The organism is Pedobacter psychroterrae, assembly GCF_004331695.1.
GTDB classification, from domain to species: domain Bacteria; phylum Bacteroidota; class Bacteroidia; order Sphingobacteriales; family Sphingobacteriaceae; genus Pedobacter; species Pedobacter psychroterrae.
Genome location: NZ_SJSL01000010.1, coordinates 18,016 through 35,799, shown reverse-complemented (window position 1 = coordinate 35,799; position 17,784 = coordinate 18,016). Strand labels below are relative to the sequence as shown.

General features: G+C 42.2%; 13 protein-coding genes and 2 tRNA genes. 10 read left to right on the top strand and 5 right to left on the bottom strand.

All coding sequences use genetic code 11. From position 1 onward, the window contains the following. Positions 1 to 59 precede the first annotated feature (59 nt). From EZ437_RS20690 to EZ437_RS20675, 4 genes are all read left to right on the top strand, one after another. Positions 60 to 1,445, top strand: coding sequence for a hypothetical protein (locus EZ437_RS20690; protein WP_205942774.1), 1,386 nt, complete (start codon positions 60 to 62; stop codon positions 1,443 to 1,445). 99 nt (positions 1,446 to 1,544) lie between these two features. Next, the gene (locus EZ437_RS20685) at positions 1,545 to 2,423 is read left to right on the top strand and encodes a hypothetical protein (protein WP_131598041.1); all 879 of its coding nucleotides are present in this window, start codon (positions 1,545 to 1,547) and stop codon (positions 2,421 to 2,423) included. Positions 2,424 to 2,618: 195 nt separating this feature from the next. Next, entirely contained in the window at positions 2,619 to 3,599 is a 981-nt protein-coding gene (locus EZ437_RS20680; RefSeq protein ID WP_225869645.1) for an MraY family glycosyltransferase, read from the top strand. After that, a complete protein-coding gene (locus EZ437_RS20675; protein ID WP_131598040.1) occupies positions 3,600 to 4,046 on the top strand; it encodes a WxcM-like domain-containing protein in 447 nt (148 codons plus the stop codon). Between the two features lie 422 nt (positions 4,047 to 4,468). Here EZ437_RS20675 and EZ437_RS20665 read toward each other — a convergent pair. Next, positions 4,469 to 4,541: transfer RNA gene (locus tag EZ437_RS20665), tRNA-Lys, on the bottom strand. 247 nt (positions 4,542 to 4,788) lie between these two features. On the opposite strand from EZ437_RS20665, the gene EZ437_RS20660 reads away from it, so the two are divergent. Together EZ437_RS20660 and EZ437_RS20655 are read left to right on the top strand one after the other, a co-directional pair. Next, a complete protein-coding gene (locus tag EZ437_RS20660) occupies positions 4,789 to 5,103 on the top strand; it encodes a hypothetical protein (RefSeq protein ID WP_131598038.1) in 315 nt (104 codons plus the stop codon). Positions 5,104 to 5,116: 13 nt separating this feature from the next. Then, positions 5,117 to 5,192 (top strand) — tRNA-Lys (locus tag EZ437_RS20655). An 89-nt stretch (positions 5,193 to 5,281) separates the two neighbouring features. Here the strand turns inward: EZ437_RS20655 and katG are convergent. The 3 genes from katG to EZ437_RS20640 form a co-directional block, all read right to left on the bottom strand. After that, positions 5,282 to 7,558 (bottom strand): catalase/peroxidase HPI, encoded by a 2,277-nt coding sequence (gene katG, locus EZ437_RS20650; RefSeq protein WP_131598037.1) that lies wholly within the window; start codon positions 7,556 to 7,558, stop codon positions 5,282 to 5,284. A 137-nt stretch (positions 7,559 to 7,695) separates the two neighbouring features. Then, positions 7,696 to 9,918: a GH92 family glycosyl hydrolase gene (locus tag EZ437_RS20645; protein WP_131598036.1), complete on the bottom strand. Its 2,223-nt coding sequence runs from the start codon at positions 9,916 to 9,918 to the stop codon at positions 7,696 to 7,698. Between the two features lie 69 nt (positions 9,919 to 9,987). Next, a complete protein-coding gene (locus tag EZ437_RS20640; RefSeq protein WP_131598035.1) occupies positions 9,988 to 11,169 on the bottom strand; it encodes a Gfo/Idh/MocA family protein in 1,182 nt (393 codons plus the stop codon). 389 nt (positions 11,170 to 11,558) lie between these two features. Between EZ437_RS20640 and EZ437_RS20635 the strand changes: the two genes are divergently transcribed. The 3 genes from EZ437_RS20635 to EZ437_RS20625 all read left to right on the top strand — a co-directional run bounded on the left by EZ437_RS20635 (position 11,559) and on the right by EZ437_RS20625 (position 12,837). Continuing rightward, positions 11,559 to 12,188 carry a DUF6266 family protein gene (locus EZ437_RS20635; protein ID WP_131598034.1) on the top strand — a complete coding sequence of 210 codons (630 nt, stop codon included), beginning with the start codon at positions 11,559 to 11,561 and terminating at the stop codon, positions 12,186 to 12,188. Between the two features lie 95 nt (positions 12,189 to 12,283). Then, positions 12,284 to 12,538: a hypothetical protein gene (locus tag EZ437_RS20630; RefSeq protein WP_131598033.1), complete on the top strand. Its 255-nt coding sequence runs from the start codon at positions 12,284 to 12,286 to the stop codon at positions 12,536 to 12,538. Between the two features lie 107 nt (positions 12,539 to 12,645). After that, positions 12,646 to 12,837: a cold-shock protein gene (locus EZ437_RS20625; RefSeq protein ID WP_131598032.1), complete on the top strand. Its 192-nt coding sequence runs from the start codon at positions 12,646 to 12,648 to the stop codon at positions 12,835 to 12,837. A 76-nt stretch (positions 12,838 to 12,913) separates the two neighbouring features. On the opposite strand, the gene EZ437_RS20620 is transcribed toward EZ437_RS20625, so the two are convergent. Then, complete coding sequence (locus tag EZ437_RS20620; RefSeq protein ID WP_131598031.1) at positions 12,914 to 15,760, bottom strand: ligand-binding sensor domain-containing protein; 2,847 nt, start codon at positions 15,758 to 15,760, stop codon at positions 12,914 to 12,916. Positions 15,761 to 15,927: 167 nt separating this feature from the next. Between EZ437_RS20620 and EZ437_RS20615 the strand changes: the two genes are divergently transcribed. Next, positions 15,928 to 17,778 (top strand): glycoside hydrolase family 2 protein, encoded by a 1,851-nt coding sequence (locus tag EZ437_RS20615; RefSeq protein ID WP_131598030.1) that lies wholly within the window; start codon positions 15,928 to 15,930, stop codon positions 17,776 to 17,778. Positions 17,779 to 17,784 lie beyond the last annotated feature (6 nt).

Here is a 17,784-nt window from a genome sequence, read left to right as displayed (position 1 = left end):
ACGAGCAAACAAGCAAATTAAACATACACCCAGTCAAAAAGACATTAATTAAAACTACAATGAAAAAATTTATCATCTTAGGCGCTGCCGTAGCAACATTTGCAATGAGCAGCTGCAAAAAGGAATCAACAGGATCAGTAGCTGCTCCTGAAAGCTTTAACGCAGTTAGCACAAAAGCAGCTGACTATGTAGAAAGCGCACTTCCAAGAAAAACACTTTCTGGAAACATTTCAACAAACATCAGTCTTGTAAACGACACTGTTTACGTATTAAATGGTATTGTTGCTGTTGATAACGCAACGATCACCATCGAAGCAGGTACTGTTATCATTGGTCAGGTTGATGGTGGTGGTAAACCAGGTACATTGGTTGTTGCCCGTCATGGTCAGATTAATGCTCAAGGTACTGAAAGCCAGCCTATCATTTTCACAAGCTTTAACTTATTAGATGGTAACAGTTTTACTACTGCTGCGCCCGGTGATTTTGGTGGTGTGATCCTTTTAGGTCAGGCTCCAGTTAACGTTGCTAACAAAACTATCGAAGGTTTAGATGCAATTGAGCCGTTTGACAACCGTTATGGCGGAAACGTTCCTACTCACTCTTCAGGTACATTCTCTTTTGTACGTATCGAGTTTGGCGGTTACCTATTGGCTGCTGGTAATGAGATCAATGGCCTTACCTGCGGTGGCGTTGGTAGCGGTACTGTACTTAACCACATTGAAGTTGCTTACGGTAAAGATGATTCATTTGAGTTCTTCGGTGGTACTGTAAATGCTTCTTACCTGGTTTCTTTGGCACCAGATGATGATCACTTTGATTTTGACAATGGTTACAATGGTACAATTAACTATGCAATTGCTTTCAATGATATTTACGCTACACATAGCGCAAGCGGTGCAAACAGTGATTCAAATGGTATTGAAGCAGATAACAACGCGCCTGCTGAAGACGGAACTTTTGCTTTAACTCCAAAAACTCACCCGATCATCAACAACATGACGATCATCGGTGCTCCGGTTAATAACAGATGGGCTGCTCCAGGTTACTTGTATGCTGTACGTATCAGAAGAGGTGCTGAAATTGAGATCAACAAATCTATCTTCATGGGTTATTTGCAAGCTGCAAACTTTGATGCAACTACTTCAGGTTTCTATCCTGCAACTACTAAATTAAAAAGCAACATCTTTCAAGGCATAACCGCTGCTGTTTCTGGTGTTACTTTGGTAGGTGCTGATGCGAATCAAACTAACGTTTTCGCTGGTACTGCGACAACAACCACAAACTTCTTTCCAAAAATTACTCAGCCGTTCTTAAACAATACTAAGGCAAATGTTAACCCTATTCCAGTAAGTACATCACCTGCAACTGCCGGTGGTTGGGGAGCATTTAATAACACAAGCCGTCCACTTTGGAAAAACGCATCTTGGGTTAAATATTATTTTTAGTAGAACCGTTTAACTAAACATTATTTGTTTGTTTGAGAAAATCTACGCCTTAGCTAATAAGGCGTAGATTTTCCATTTATCGATATTAACCCCATTCATATGCAAAACATCAACTTAAAATTTCATACTTACATCTTTGTGCTTTTTATAACTACATTACTTGTCAGTTGTGCTAAAAAAGATTATCATCCCGGTTATAAAAAGGGAACAACATTTCCCACAATCACTTTAAAAGGTTATACTGTTGAGCCATTGGGCGTAAATGCCGGGCCTAAAAGTGTCTTAATCAGAAGCGTTGATGGCATAATTGGCCAGGAAGCAGTGCAGATTCCGTTTGCTGCAGACCGCGACTCAAATATTGTTGTTTTCAAAAAAGATGGTAAGCCATTGCCGGGCAGCAGGATTAATTTTAACACCCCCACTAAAGACACCCTCATTTCAGTATTTTACGATGGCCGTAAATTTGAAAAAAATCCAGTATTCCCTGCACCAGCCGCCGGTAATATGGGCTTGAGGGTGATCTTCAAAACAACCGCATCAACCTACAAAGGCGCTGTTGATATAGAAGTGCATGAAAGGTTTACCTATGTTATAAAAATCCCGGTTATTGATCCTTTAACAGGCAAGCAAAAAAAAGATGCAAAGGGCCGTTTAGTATTTGAAGACAGGACATTATTTGGCATCAGGCCTAAGGTAGCTGCATTGTTTAAAAACATCACGTCTACCGAATTTTCAAAAACATTTGAACTGCCTTTTGGCGACTTAACCGATTTCCAAGGCTACGCTTTTTATGTTTATAAAAGCGGCACACAAACGAAGTTGTCTTATCAGGATAATCCACCGGTATCCTTCGGCTATTTTGGCGATTTTATACCAGATTATACCGGTATATATGAAATTTCCGAGAGTTTTACTATTGAAGGTGGTAAGACCACAATTGGCTACAAGGCAGAAGACGTACGAATCCAGATTCAGTAAAGCAACAAAAGCCATTAGCTGTGATACCAGTATTGCTCTCTGATATCTCGTCAAATTACTCATCCTGCGTGTACGTGCTACTCATGGTAATGTTCAGTATCAAACGATTGTTGCTTATGATTGAGATACTTAATTATTCAGCGATTTAATTTCCAGGGGCAAAAGTTATTAATAGTCGAATTAAACAATGAATAAATGCAATTAGATATTTTGATAACCTTATTCTTATATACTTTTGGTATGCTTTTATGTATGATGGGTTATTTCTGGATGGCAAATAAATATAATATTATAGACAAGCCTAATGAAAGAGGTTCGCACTCAGAAATAACTATACGGGGGGGAGGAATTATCTATCTCGTCGGTGCTATGATTACCCTTTATCTTCATTTTGAGTTTTGGACTCCAATTTTATCCTTTTTTATCATTGGAATAATCAGTTTTATAGATGATATAATCACTTTGTCCAGCCGGATTCGCATAATTTTTCATCTGACTGGTGTTACGCTTTTGTTTTATTATATGAATTTATTTGCGATACTTCCATGGTGGGCTACGATTTTCCTATACATATTTGTAATTGGGATTATCAATGCTTACAACTTCATGGATGGAATAAATGGGATAACTGGGGCGAATAGCTTGGTAGTTCTCAGTGGATTGCAATACGTCAATTTGTATGTTACACGCTTTATACATCCAGATTTAATATGGTTTCCTATCTTGGCTTCAATTGTTTTCTTATTTTTTAATTTCCGTAATAAGGCGAAATGCTTTGCAGGAGATGTAGGGAGTGTTACAGTAGCCTTATGGATCTGTTTTCTACTCATGAAATTAATTTTTGAATCTATGAATTATGCGCTCATTCTTTTTTTAGCAGTGTACGGGGTGGATACGATTTTAACAATTGTGCATAGGTTGATGCTAAGACAAAACATTTTCCAACCCCATCGTCTGCATTTTTATCAGATACTGACAAACGAAAGAAAAATACCACATTTGATCGTTTCCTCTACCTATGCGCTTATTCAGTTGGTTATTATTATTTTAGTAATTTTTTCCAATTTTAACTTGTTTACGTTAACTACTATCTCGATCGTGCCATTAGGTTTGATCTATGTTCTTATTAAGCCTAGATTAATGTCTGAAGATTTAACACATAAATGGTCATTTTAGATGGAAAAACCAGAAATTATTAAAGGTGATACTCATACTGATTCAAGAGGCAAAATCAGTTTTGTGAATGATTTTGATATGAGTGACGTGAAGAGATTTTACGCTATTGAAAATGCACATACCGAAGTGAAACGTGGATGGAGGGGGCATCGAATAGAAAAGCGATGGTTCAATGCCATTGCGGGAAGTTTTAGTGTCAAACTCGTAAAAATTGATGATTGGCTCAATCCAAGTTCCAATCTTCCGATTGAGAATTTTATTATCTCGGCAATAAATAACGAAATTCTTTACATTCCTAGTGGCTATGCAAGCTGTATCCAAGCAATAGAGACAGAATCAAGATTGATTGTATTTGCCAACTTCGATATTGCTAATGCCCCGAATGACGATTATCTATTTCGAGAGGACTATTTTGAATCGACGTATAAGCTGGTTACTGGAAGTTGACCTACAATTGGGATAAATTGATCTGTTTGGTGAGTGTAGAGATGTAGAACTTTCATTGAAAAAATGGCTGAATCCATAGATGTTAAGAGTAATCCTCATGTAGATCGGCACATTTCCACTTACATAGTTCTTTTGCTTTTTCAGATAGAAAAGCAGGCTAAAATTGGTCTTCATAATCTCTCGATTTTAGTTAAACAAACATAGCTTTGCTTCTTAAAATACACAAGATGTTCAGTTTGTAACAACCTGTACAATAATTGATTATGTGCAATTCGCTGAGTCAATTTTGACCGTTTTGCCTTACTCACCGAATCACTCACCAAAGTTTTGTGAATTCATGCGATTTTTGGCAATTCCCTAAAAGCAAAAACCCTGCTAATCGTGCGATTGCAGGGTTTTATACATTTTTACAGTCTTTGGTGTGATCCCGCTGGGATTCGAACCCAGGACCACTACATTAAAAGTGTAATGCTCTACCAGCTGAGCTACGGAATCATTCTCTGTTTGAAGAGGCTGCAAAGATAGAATTATTGATTTATTTCAGTACATAAATCACATAAAAAAATGCGTTTTATTTATGAAACCAAGCTAACTGGCTTATTTACATGTTGATTAATTTTCATTCTATGACCACAAATTTCATACAAACACACTATTAAATTAACAAAGCAGCTTGCCTTAGTTATGGACATACTGATCTATAACATTCAGCCTTTTAAAAAAAACTGTATCTTCGCACAATATGGGTTACGCAAAAGAAAGAGGAAAGTTAGAAAAGCTTTCAGCAAAAATTACCGGTCTGACAATCTATGATGATAAAAGCCTCGCGGTTATAACTGACATCTATGAGCAATATTCACATACAATAAGAATATTGAAAAACAAAGATGCTGATACCTTTATGGAACTTTATCAAAACGAACTGCAACAGGTGAAAGAACTGAAAAAAGCCCTCAAGCTCAGCGAGCATGATGAAGATCGTCAGCTTAACTTCATTAAATATAAAGATGGACTGTCTGATGTATTGGTAAAGACCATTCAGGTATCCATGATATAAAAGCAAAACACCCGACTCCGTAGCTCAGCTGGTAGAGCAACAGACTCTTAATCTGTGGGTCCTGAGTTCGAACCTCAGCGGGGTCACCACAGTACCTTAACAATAAAGCCTCTGATCAACAGACCAGAGGCTTTACTATATATGCTGTAGTAATGTTAGCATCTAAAAGATTTGAATATTAAGCTAAATCAAACCTGTCCAGGTTCATCACTTTATTCCATGCAGCCACAAAGTCTTTCACAAACTTGCCCTGTGCATCTGAACTTGCATAGACTTCAGCCACAGCTCTCAGTTCTGAATTTGAACCAAACACCAGATCTGCGCGACTACCTCTCCATTTTATCTCACCTGTAGCGCGGTCGCTGCCTTCATAAAGCTCCCTGTCGGGAGAAGCCGCCTTCCATGCCGTACGCATATCCAGCAGGTTGACGAAGAAATCATTGGTCAGCAAACCCGGCCGCGACGTAAAAACCCCATGATCAGAACCATCAAAATTAATGTTCAATGCTCGCAAACCACCAATTAACACAGTTAATTCAGGGCTGGTCAGCGTTAGCAATTGTGCCTTATCGATCAGCAATTCTTCTGTAGAAACCGGAATACGCGATTTGCGGTAATTACGGAACCCATCAGCAAGTGGCTCCAAAAAGCCCATAGACTCCACGTCTGTTTGCTCCTGTGAAGCATCCATACGGCCCGGAGTAAACGGAACACTGATGGTATTACCCGCATCACGAGCGGCCTTCTCCACTCCTGCGCAACCAGCAAGCACGATCAAATCCGCCAGCGAAACTTTCTTACCCTCCGCTTGTCCGACGTTAAACTCCTGCTGAATCCCTTCCAGCACACCTAGCACTTTCTGCAATTGCGAAGGATTGTTTACCTGCCAGTACTTTTGAGGGGCCAGACGTATGCGGGCACCGTTGGCACCACCTCTTTTATCTGATCCACGGAAAGTAGACGCAGAAGACCAGGCTGTAAATACCAGTTCAGATATACTCAGGCCCGATGCCAATATCGTAGACTTCAAGCTTTCAATGTCCTGCTCATTTACCAATACATGGTTTACCGAAGGTATAGGGTCTTGCCAGATCAGTTCCTCCTGCGGCACATCAGGCCCCAGGTAACGCTCTTTCGGGCCCATATCACGATGCGTCAGCTTAAACCAGGCTCGTGCAAAGGCATCAGCAAACTGATCAGGGTGCTCTAAAAAACGACGGGATATCTTTTCATATGCCGGATCCATCCTCAAAGCAATGTCTGAGGTAAGCATGGTAGGAAAATGTTGCTTTGTGCTGTCATGCGCATCAGGAATGATTTTACCTGCATTGTTGGCTATCCACTGATGGGCACCGGCAGGGCTCTTCGAGAGCTGCCATTCAAACCCCAGCAAATTCTCAAAGAAGTTATTACTCCATTGGGTCGGTGTGGTAGTCCAGGTCACTTCCAGACCGCTGGTAATGGTATCGCCACCTTTACCTGTGCCGAAACTATTGTGCCAGCCCAGACCCTGCATAGCCAGATCGGCTGCTTCCGGTTCTTTACCAACATGTGTAGCAGGCGCTGCGCCATGCGTTTTACCGAAGCTGTGTCCGCCAGCTATCAGCGCTACCGTTTCTTCATCATTCATAGCCATACGGCCAAAAGTATCACGGATATCCTTAGCTGAAGCAATGGGATCAGGATTGCCATCAGGGCCTTCAGGATTCACGTAAATGAGTCCCATCTGCACTGCAGCAAGCGGCTTTTCCAGATTGCGGGAGTGTATATCACCATCCGCATCATCGTCTGACACAAGTACACCGTGCTGCTTGTCTACACCATCAGAACCATGACCATAGCGGAGGTCACCCCCCAGCCAGGTGGTCTCAGCTCCCCAGTACACATCCTCAGACGGCTCCCATACGTCTTCCCTTCCGCCGGCAAAACCAAATGTTTTAAAACCCATTGATTCTAATGCCTCGTTACCCGCAAGGACCAGCAAATCTGCCCATGAGATTTTGTTGCCATATTTTTGTTTAATAGGCCACAATAACCTCCGTGCTTTATCCAAACTTACATTATCCGGCCAACTGTTTAGCGGCGCAAAACGCTGCTGCCCCATTCCTGCACCACCCCGGCCATCACCTACTCGATAAGTACCCGCACTATGCCATGCCATGCGGACAAACAACGGCCCGTAATGGCCAAAATCGGCCGGCCACCAGTCCTGGGAATCAGTCATCAGCGCATGAAGATCTTTTTTGACAGCCTCCAGATCAAGACTGTTGAACGCAGCTTTATAATCAAAATCTACGCCTACCGGATTTGATAGGGAGGAGTATTGACGCAATATATTCAGCTTTAAATGATTGGGCCACCAATCGTGGTTTTTCGTACCACCACCGCCGACATTGTGCTTCATCGTGCCATTGTGAAACGGACACTTGCTGATATCATTTGATTCTTTTTCCATGTATTTTAAGTTTATGGTTATCGAAATTATTTGCTGCCCATTGTTCGGACCCTAACAAATTTAGGATATTGAATCGGTTAATCACAATCAATTAATTCTATAATCAGATAGGTAGAATCGATTAGGTAAAAGCGGTTTTATTTGGTGATCACCTCCAATGTACCACCGTTCTTAAACAGGTCATGCGGTACAAAATATCCCTCATTCACCTTACCGTTTACCTTAATAGAGGTAATCCCCCTGCCCTTTCCGGGTTTTTTGATCGTTAGGGTTTTACCTGTACTTGTCGTCCATTTCACTTCGTCAAACAGCGGGGCCGTAACCAGGTATTCAGGATCTGTAGCCGAAAAAGTATACAGGCCCAGCGCACTGAAAACATACCAGGCCGACATCTCTCCTGCATCGTCCATTCCTGACAGGGCAAGACCTTCCTCTCCGATACCATAAAGGTTGTTAAGGATATTGTCCAGCACTTTTTGGGTCTTTTCAGGCTTACCAATAAAAGTATAGGCAAATGGGGCCTCATGATCGGGCTGATTGCCATGACAGTACTGCCCTATCATCGTTTCTATGTTGCGGGCGATATGCTTAGGGTTCCATGGCAATGTAAATAAAGAGTCAAGTTTAGATTCAAAACCTTTAGGACCGCCATATAGTCCAATAAGTCCTTTCATATCATGCGGAGCAAAAAATGACACCTGCCAGGCATTGGCTTCCCGGTACATGTATTCGTAATACGGATACTGCGGATCGAAAGGTTTGATCCAGTCACCATTTTCCAGTCTGCCCCTCATAAACCTGGTAGCAGGGTCAAACATGTTCTTATAATTCTGTGACCTTGCCATCAAAATCCGATAGTTTGCCGTATCGCCCAACTTTTTAGCCATCTGGGCCAATGAATAATCGTCATAAGCATACTCCAGCGTTTTAGAAACCCCCGCTTTGGCCTTGGTTTCTACATGCGGATTGGCAATATCAGGATCTGAAATGAATCCTTTTTCTATGTATTCTTTAATATGCGGACGTGCTCCTGGCGAGACATTGGCATTTTTCAGCAGTATTTCATAAGTACCTTTTACATCAAAATCATCAATCCCCCTCAAGTAAGCGCCGGCTATAGAAGAAGCGCCATGGTCTCCGTGAAAAAAAGTAGGGATAAAGCCAGTCTTATCCCCCACATCCTTCATAGACTTGATTACATCAAGGGCTACTTTGGGCGACATTAAGCCGAGCAGCACATCTTTATTGCGGTAAGTATCCCACAGGGAAGGCTCGGTATAGTAATTAAAATCGGTTGACTTTACCTTATTTCTCTTTGCATCTGTATATTCTCCATTTACATCGCTGCGCAATGCCGGCCAGAGCAACGAACGGTACAGCGAAGAATACAGCATCTGCTTTTGCTTTTCAGTACCACCCTTCAACTGGATCTTTGACAGCACCTGTTCCCATGTCGACCCAGCGGCTGCACGCACAGATTCAAATGTTTTATTTCCTATCTCCTTTTCCAGGTTTTCTTTAGCATTTTCTGTACTCACATACGAGAGGCCTATTTTAACCTCTACAGGGCCTTTTTTTGCATCAGACAGCTTTACGCGTGCATAACCTCCCGCTTTTCCGTCTTCTGTTCTTTCAATCCCTGTGATATCAGTGTTCAGGATGGCGTAAAAATAAACACGCTCGCCCGGGCGCTGACTTCCCTTCAGCACATTGCTGCCCACCTGTTCTATTTCCCAATTGGAAATCCTGTTGTTGGACCTGCCCAGATCAAATATGATCTGCCTGCCTGTATTGTTTTCAAAATCATACCGGTGATACCCGGCCCTCAACGTAGAGGTAAGGCTCACATTTACCTTATAGTTTTCCAGGTATACCTGATAAAACCCTGGTGCGGAACTTTCCTTATTATGCGAAAACCTGGAGCCAAAATCTTTAGGATTGCGGCTTCTGCCTTCAATTGTGTTATCAGTCGCTGCTATTACGGCTTTGGCTTCTGCGATCCCACCTTCCCATACGGGCATCAGGGGGATATTGCAGAGGTTCCAGTGCCCTTTATTGGTATGCGTAAAACCATATATGACATCGTCTTCATATTCATATCCGGCACCCGAGCCATATTCCGTCATCGGACTGAGCTGCACCATCGCATTGGGAATAGAACTGCCTGGAAAGGTGAGCCCTGCCCATGATCTCCAGTCTTTTGGAAGCTCATAACCCAATATCTTTGGATCAGTAAGCGGATAGGTACCGATAAAGGTGTTTACATATTTTCCGTACCCATTTTTTTGCTGGGCTTTTGTTGTAGCGCCTGCGCCTAGCAATAAAGCTAAGGCAACCGCTGCTGAGAATTTGGTTTTCATTCGTTCAAATAAATTGTGTGGTCATGTAAATATATAGATTTAACACAACCGCAGTACAAATTATTTTTGTTACAAAATCGTTATAGCAACCTCTTTACCATTCATTTCTGAAGAAACATAACCAGCATAGATCACGGAGATCACATCTGCAGCCAGTTTACTGTCGCTCTCAATATCCCCGCCCTGTGCAGCAAATTTATAAAACGCATCCATCTCATGCTGATAACCTGCAAACCAACCCTCATCAGGAGAAATGGACGACCAGCCTTGCTTGGTTTCCGTCTTTTCTACCACGTAAATGTCTTTGTAATGAGCTTCTGCAGGCGTGTAAGACTGCATGGAAGTATTTGGATTGATCTGGCATATGGTGCGGTGATTGCTGGTATTGACTTCCAGCCAGTTGTGCACCCCTCCCAGCACCAGTTCACTGGCAAAAATATCTGCGATGGTGCCATCCTCAAACATGACATGCAGCATCGCAAAATCTTCGGTATCTTTATAGGTAGTTCTCAAATATCCTTCATCCTGATAGGAAGGCATCCTGGTAATGGCATGCGTGCGTGCCGTGATGCTGGCAGGCCTGATCGCATTGCCGTTTCTGGCCTTTCCTTCTACATGCTTTAAATAGATCGCCGCCGCCAAAGGGTGACAGCCCTTGCCGATCATAGAGCCACCGCCTGATAGTTTCCATTGTCCGTAAGACATGGAATGAGAGCCTGAGTGCGACTGCTCGCCATGCATCCAGATGATCTGTGCGCTAGTCTTTTGGAGAATCTCCCTTTCTTTTTGAATAGCGGGTGCATAGATCCAGTTTTCGGCATACATGATCCTGCCTTCGCTCTGTCTTTCTGCTTCCAGCATGTTCTGAATACTTTTTACGGCATGTTCCAGGCCTTGCTGTTTAGGAAATTTATCGCCGTTGAATTCCGGAGATCCATCTCCGAAGTATCCCGTAAAGGGTTTTTCTACAATGACGTGCTTGTTTTTCTTTAATGCAGCGATCACGATAGCTTCATGGGTAACTGGTGGCGTACAGATGTGCAGCACATCTGAATCGTCTATCAATGCTTCTAGGTTGTCATATGCTTTTAATGACCGTTCTGCTGTAAACTCCCTTAGCCGCTCTGCGGAGGGCGAATATGCACCTGAAAATGCTACCCTTGCACTGAAAACCCGCTGCAAGGCATCGTAATGAAATTTCGCAGCAAATCCGCTGCCTATAAATCCTGCCCGTATCACTCTTAAATCCATTTTTATATTTAGTTTAGCCTATACAATAGTGCTCACAGATGCATTGAAGACACTATTTCGACTAACTTAGGAAGATATCCTAAAGAAACCTAGGCAAATTAAATTTTAATTTACGCTAACGTTATCATACCTTGTATACAACATCTGAAAGGCCTAAAATGACTGGGCAGCGGTCAGGTTAACCCTTACCTAATAAAGGGTTCGTATTGCCATAATAAACAACACGATCTCAACACGCTCCCAACGCGCTTTTAACCCGCTTTATACTCGCTTCCTGAACGAGTGAATTGCTGGTTGCCTGCTTTTAACTTTCCAGAAAGTTTGTTTTTTCCTATACACCCTACTTATCTTTGTATAGAGGGCATGTGCACCATTAAATTTAATTAAGTATGGCTATTATTAAAAGTGGAATCCTTGGGGGATTCAAAGGAAAGGCTGGCGCTGTAGTTGGCTATGAACTGTACGGTCAGGACTGTATGCGTGGATTACCGCGTATACGCAGCAAATTTACTCCAAACGAACGGCTCAACACTTCTAAATTCGGACTGGTACAGGATACCCTTTCGATAATTCTGGATTTTGTGCAGGTTGGCTTTAAAGACTATTACACGAAAACCGGAGGTATAAGAGGTGCAATATCGTACAACAGAAAGCATGCCGTAAGGGAAGATGAAAATGGATTTTACATAGATCCGAATGATTTTGTCGTAGCGGGAGGAGACCTCCCCGGTGCGCTCGAACCTGCATTTACAATCGAAAATCCGGGTACACTCAAATTTACCTGGGCCACTGAGATACCTCAGGATGCTGATGAACTGGACCAGGTGATGCTGATGGCAATAGATCTGAAAGGTAAGAAAGCCAGCTACGCCCCAATTGGTGAATTTAGAAAACGTGGCGAAGCTTCCTTAAGCTTGGACGGAGCGTACAGGGCAAAGTACTGGACATTTATATCGCTTTTGTGGCCAAAGACAGATCAAGGCAGTCAACCAGTCAATATCTGGGCTTGTCAGGTATGATGAGCTTCCCCTGGTTTGCTATATATAAGAAAGATGATTCGTGGAAACTTTCTCATGTGCAGTTTGTTGAACATACACAATAAATTGACACAGTTATGAAAGCATCACATTCCCAATCAGATAGCGCAGACAACGGGATTCCGCCAAAGGATGGGCCAAAAATAATCACAGACCCTGCACTGACAGCAGAGACGGATGACTTAAATACCGATGAGGCAGTATCCTCACCGGAAATTGGTGCAGAGGCGGAAAAGGCAGACAAACCTGAGGAAGATAAGAAAGATTTGACCATTAACAATGCAGCAATAGGACTCAATCATGATGAAAATGATGATTTAAGTTTAAACTGATTTAGGCAATTAAAAGGTCTGGACTACCGATAATGCAGATAATAAAAATAAATAGCTGATATGCAATTAATTATTTGTATGTTTGTATATAATTAAATTACATTATAATGCAACAAGGAACAGTAAAATTTTTCAATGAGACAAAAGGTTTTGGATTTATCGTACCAGCTAATGGTGATAGCGAAATCTTTGTACACACTTCAGGCTTAATTGACAGCATTCGTGAGAATGATTCAGTTAGCTACGACGTTGAGCAAGGTAAAAAAGGCTTAAACGCAATCAATGTTAAGATAAGCTAATCAACTCATTTTATAATTGTTAAAAACATCCACCCCTTAAAGGTGGATGTTTTTTTTGTAAGAATTTTATTAGGTGTTATACTTGAATTTTGTTTCTCGCATATTCAGAGGGAGTTACGCCAAAATGCCGGGTAAAAGACCTGGTAAACTGCGCCTGGGAAGTAAAGCCTGTTTGGGCTGCGATCTGCTGAATTTTCAGGTCTGTAGAGAGTAGTAGTTCGGCAGCTTTTTTAAGCCTGGTGATATTGATCAGTTCATTGGGACTAAGAGTAGAAATAGACTTTATCTTTCTGTAAAAAGTAGCCCTGCTCATGTTCAGGCTTTCGGCCAGCTGATCTACATCCATGGTAGTATTGCTCAGGTTGCGCTGGATGAAATCATTCAGTTTATCCAGCAGGCCCTCTTCAGGTTTTGACTGGGCAATGGAGATGAGGTTGGTAAAAAAATCAACTTTGGCTTCGTAGATCTCCTTTTCCTTTTGAGATTCCATTGCCTGCAACCGCCTTTTATTCTTCAATTTTGCCCTGTCATTAAAATAGCGGAACACTGAATAAGCAATCGCGATAAAGACAAGCGTATAAAAAGCATATGCCCAGTAACTTAACCAAAATGGCGGTGCAATTTCTATCAGCAGTTTTCTGGGGGCATTGTTCCATACCCCGCTGCTATTTGCCCCCTTCACCATAAAGGTATACTTGCCTGGGGCCAGTTTAGTATAAAACACCCTTCTGTTTCCTTTAATATAAGTGTATTCCTTATCCACTCCTTCCAGTTTATACGCGTATTCAGCAGTTTCATAATCTGTATACACCAATGCGGCAAAGTCTATGCTGAATGTTCCCTGGTCATGGTCCAGCTTGAGGTGATCGGTGTAAGTGATTGACTTACTTAATGGTGAACCTTTCTTCCCGATCAGCAATTCCTGATTAAAGACCTGAAAACCTGTAATAAACACCTGTGGTACAACGGTATTTTTGATAAAGTGACCAGGATTAAAGCCTATCATTCCGTTTACACTTCCAAAATACGTCATGCCATTGGGGTCTTTGTAGGAAGAATTATAATTGAACTGGTCGCTGAGTAAGCCCTGCGACTTTGTATAGGTCTTCATTTTTCCACTTTTGGGATGAAAAGCGGTAAGGCCTTTGGAAGTACTGATCCACAAATTTCCAGCCTTGTCCTCTTCAATGCGGTAGATTACATTGCTGGGCAATCCATCTGCTGTACCATACCTTATGAAAGATTTGTCCTTGGTATTGAATCGGTTAAGGCCATTTTCTGTAGTAACCCATAAGTTGCGGTCACGGTCTGTGAACAATGCATTCACAAAATTATCACTCAGGCTATTGGCTTTACCCGGCTCGTTTTTATATATATTGATCTGCCTGGTAGCTGGATCAAATGAGATCAGGCCGCTATTGATGGTTCCGGCCCATATCATACCTCTATCGTCTTCCAGTATAGACATGTAATGTTCATACTTAGGGAAATCCTGGAAATAAGAGAAATCATCCGTGAGCTTATTGTATCGGTATAGTCCGGAAGAGGTCCCGGCCAGTATTTGTCCGTCTTTAGTCTGATAAAGGCAATCCACAAAATTACTTTTAAGCTTGCTCCTTCCATCCCCTTCATCGTAATGACGTATGACCTTGCCGGTACGGATATCCATTACATCGAGTCCCTGCTCGTATGTACCGATCCAGAGTTCATTGCCTATGGGCAGCAATCCATGGATATTGGTATGGGCAATGCTGGTTTTGACTCCGTCGGGAATGAATTTTGTTATTTTGCCTGTTCCCGCGGTGATTTTATTTATTCCTGCATCTTCGGTACCTACCCATAAATTTCCGTATTGGTCTTTGCAGATTTCCCGGACGGCATTGCCGCTGAGGGAACGCGCTGCATTGCGCGGGAAGAACTTATCAAACGAAGTGAAAGGCTTTGGATAGTAATTGACCCCGCCAAAATAAGTACCCACCCATGTTCCGCCCTCTTTGTCCCTGGCCAGGGTGTATACAGCATTGTCTGCCAGGGCATAAGGATCGCCCTGATTCTTACGGATATTGGTGTACGCACCAGTCCTGATATTGTAAACGAACACACCGGATTCTGTAGCGATCCAATATACCTCTCCCTCATAGTGTACAAAATTCTTGGCAAAGATGCTGGTCTTATCGGCGTTGTGGGTCAGCACATCTTTATAGCTGCCCGTAGCAATGTCAAAGAGCTTAACGCCCTGGTGAGAAGTACCTATTAACAGGGAATTTGAGTGGGTAGCATAAATTTTATAAATCCACCGGGAAATAACAGGTGCAGAGTTTTTAAAGACATCAAAAGTCATAAAACTATCGTTTTTAGCATTGTAGCGTTTTATAAGTCCATTAAATGTGGCTATCCATAGTTTACCGTCCTGCGAAAAATCCATAGAGGTAGCCGGGTCTTTCTGGTTTTGACTGTATAAACTTGTCGATTGGCTGCTTTTATTGTATTTATATACATTACCATCGGCAATGAAACAGATATTGCCCTGCTTATCACTCTTTAATGCAGTTACATATTTATTGAGTGTGGCCTTGACAGGGCTGAAAAGCTCGGTAGTATCGTTGTACAGGTATAATCCCTTTGAGGTACCTACCCAAAGTACTTTAGATGGATCTTCAAAGACAGAGAGCGTAACATTGCTGCCAATGCTGCTGGTATCTGCCGGGTTATTTCTGAAAATCTTAAAATTATAGCCGTCAAACCTGTTGAGCCCATCCTTTGATGCGAACCACATAAAGCCTTTTGAGTCCTGGAGAATATCAAAAACCGAATTAAATGACAGCCCCTGCTCTGCCTGATAGTGTCTGAAATAGTAAGATTGCCCCTTTAATAAATTAAAAAAGACCGTTGTTAAAAGTATGGTTATATAGAACCTTTTCACATTATAGATGGCTTATAAAGGGCCAAAATACCCAATTTTATCATATATTGAGACGAAATGTAAAATAATTGAGCTGATTTGTAAAATACAATCTCCTTTATTTGGATATTCTTTTTTGCAACAGCAAATGCGAAGAAGCACACACTTTTTAAACCAAATAATCATTTATGAAATTTACGTCTTATTTAATCGGGTTATGTTTGTCACAGGTCCTGATCGGTTCTGCGCAAGCACAAGATTGGAAACCTGTACCAGGAAAGATTGCTACCCCATGGGCAGAAAAACTAAACCCTGCCAGTCCGTTGCCAGAATATCCGCGGCCACAACTGGTGCGCAGCAACAACTGGAAAAACCTGAACGGTCTTTGGAACTATGCACTGACCCCAAAGAATGCAGCCGAGCCTAAAGCTTATAATGGCAAGATATTGGTTCCGTTTGCAATTGAGTCTTCCCTGTCCGGAGTTGGAAAAACTGTAGGAAAAGACAGTTTGTTGTGGTATAAAACCTCATTCACCATCCCATCAAACCTGAAAAACAACATTTTGTTGCATTTTGGAGCGGTAGACTGGAAGTCGGACATCTGGCTGAACGGGAAAAAAGTAGGTACGCATGAAGGTGGATTTGATCCTTTCACATTTGACATCACTGCCTTCGTTAAAAAAGGCGGCAAACAGGAACTTACCATAAGTGTATGGGACCCAACCGATCAGGGCCCGCAGCCCCGGGGTAAGCAGGTGATAAAACCGGAAGGCATCTGGTATACACCGGTAACAGGAATCTGGCAAACGGTATGGATAGAAGGAGTACCTAAAACCTATATCGCATCGACCAGACAAACACCTGATATTGATGCTAAAACGCTTTCTCTATCCGCTGATGTAAAAGGCGCTCTGGCAGGTGATAAACTAAAAATCACGGCCTATGACGGCAAGACAAAAGTATCTGAAACAGAAACAACTGTAGGGGAAACAGCGCAACTGGCTATCAGCAACCCAAAATTATGGTCGCCAAATAGCCCCTTCCTTTATGACCTGAGTGTAGCGGTAGTTCGTAACGGCAAGGTGGTAGATGAGATAAAAAGCTATTTCGCGATGCGTAAATCTTCTATGGGACCAGATAAAAATGGGATCCAGAGAATGCTGCTCAACAATGAGTTTGTATTTCAATACGGTCCTTTGGACCAGGGATGGTGGCCGGATGGTTTATACACCGCTCCTACTACTGAAGCTTTGATATTTGACATCATCAAAACTAAGGAAATGGGTTTTAACATGATCCGTAAGCACATTAAAGTAGAACCTGCAATATGGTATGCTGCCTGCGACAAACTGGGTGTATTGGTATGGCAGGATATGCCAAGCGGTGACCTAGGAAACCATTGGGAGCCAAATCTGGGTACCATGGGCGGAACTGATAAGGACCGTACCCCTGAGTCTGAAGCCATGTACCGCAAGGAATGGAACGTGATTATGGATGAGCTGCACAATTTCCCAAGCATCATTGTATGGACACCATTTAACGAAGCCTGGGGCCAGTTTAAAACCAAGGAGATTGCTGAGTGGACTAAAGCAAAAGATCCTTCACGTTTGGTAAACAGTGCAAGTGGCGGTAACCATGTGGTAACCGGAGACATTGTAGATTTACACCATTATCCTGAACCGAGAATGCCAAGACCAGATCTTTTTGGTCCAAATCATGCGATTGTTTTAGGCGAGTTTGGAGGTCTGGGTCTGCCACTGCCTAACCATACCTGGCTGGACAAAAACAACTGGGGATACGGTAAAACTTTTGAGAATGCAGATGCACTGTTCGATAGGTATGCTTCTTTTATGGCTACATTGGAGAAATTAATTCCACAGGGACTGTCTGCAGCTGTTTATACCCAAACAACGGATGTGGAAGTAGAGACCAACGGATTGATGACCTACGATAGAAAAGTAATCAAAGTTCCTGTTGAAAAACTAAAAGGAGTTACTGATAAGTTATATAACAAATCACTGGTAGAACTTAAACCATAATTACCG

Bases quoted from the DNA above. Each gene is read 5' to 3' on its own strand.
- EZ437_RS20680 (WP_225869645.1), top strand. From the start codon at position 2,619: ATGCAATTAGATATTTTGATAACCTTATTCTTATATACTTTTGGTATG.
- katG (WP_131598037.1), bottom strand. From the start codon at position 7,558: ATGGAAAAAGAATCAAATGATATCAGCAAGTGTCCGTTTCACAATGGC.
- EZ437_RS20690 (WP_205942774.1), top strand. From the start codon at position 60: ATGAAAAAATTTATCATCTTAGGCGCTGCCGTAGCAACATTTGCAATG.
- EZ437_RS20675 (WP_131598040.1), top strand. From the start codon at position 3,600: ATGGAAAAACCAGAAATTATTAAAGGTGATACTCATACTGATTCAAGA.
- EZ437_RS20630 (WP_131598033.1), top strand. From the start codon at position 12,284: ATGAAAGCATCACATTCCCAATCAGATAGCGCAGACAACGGGATTCCG.
- EZ437_RS20625 (WP_131598032.1), top strand. From the start codon at position 12,646: ATGCAACAAGGAACAGTAAAATTTTTCAATGAGACAAAAGGTTTTGGA.
- EZ437_RS20615 (WP_131598030.1), top strand. From the start codon at position 15,928: ATGAAATTTACGTCTTATTTAATCGGGTTATGTTTGTCACAGGTCCTG.
- EZ437_RS20645 (WP_131598036.1), bottom strand. From the start codon at position 9,918: ATGAAAACCAAATTCTCAGCAGCGGTTGCCTTAGCTTTATTGCTAGGC.
- EZ437_RS20635 (WP_131598034.1), top strand. From the start codon at position 11,559: ATGGCTATTATTAAAAGTGGAATCCTTGGGGGATTCAAAGGAAAGGCT.
- EZ437_RS20685 (WP_131598041.1), top strand. From the start codon at position 1,545: ATGCAAAACATCAACTTAAAATTTCATACTTACATCTTTGTGCTTTTT.
- EZ437_RS20660 (WP_131598038.1), top strand. From the start codon at position 4,789: ATGGGTTACGCAAAAGAAAGAGGAAAGTTAGAAAAGCTTTCAGCAAAA.
- EZ437_RS20640 (WP_131598035.1), bottom strand. From the start codon at position 11,169: ATGGATTTAAGAGTGATACGGGCAGGATTTATAGGCAGCGGATTTGCT.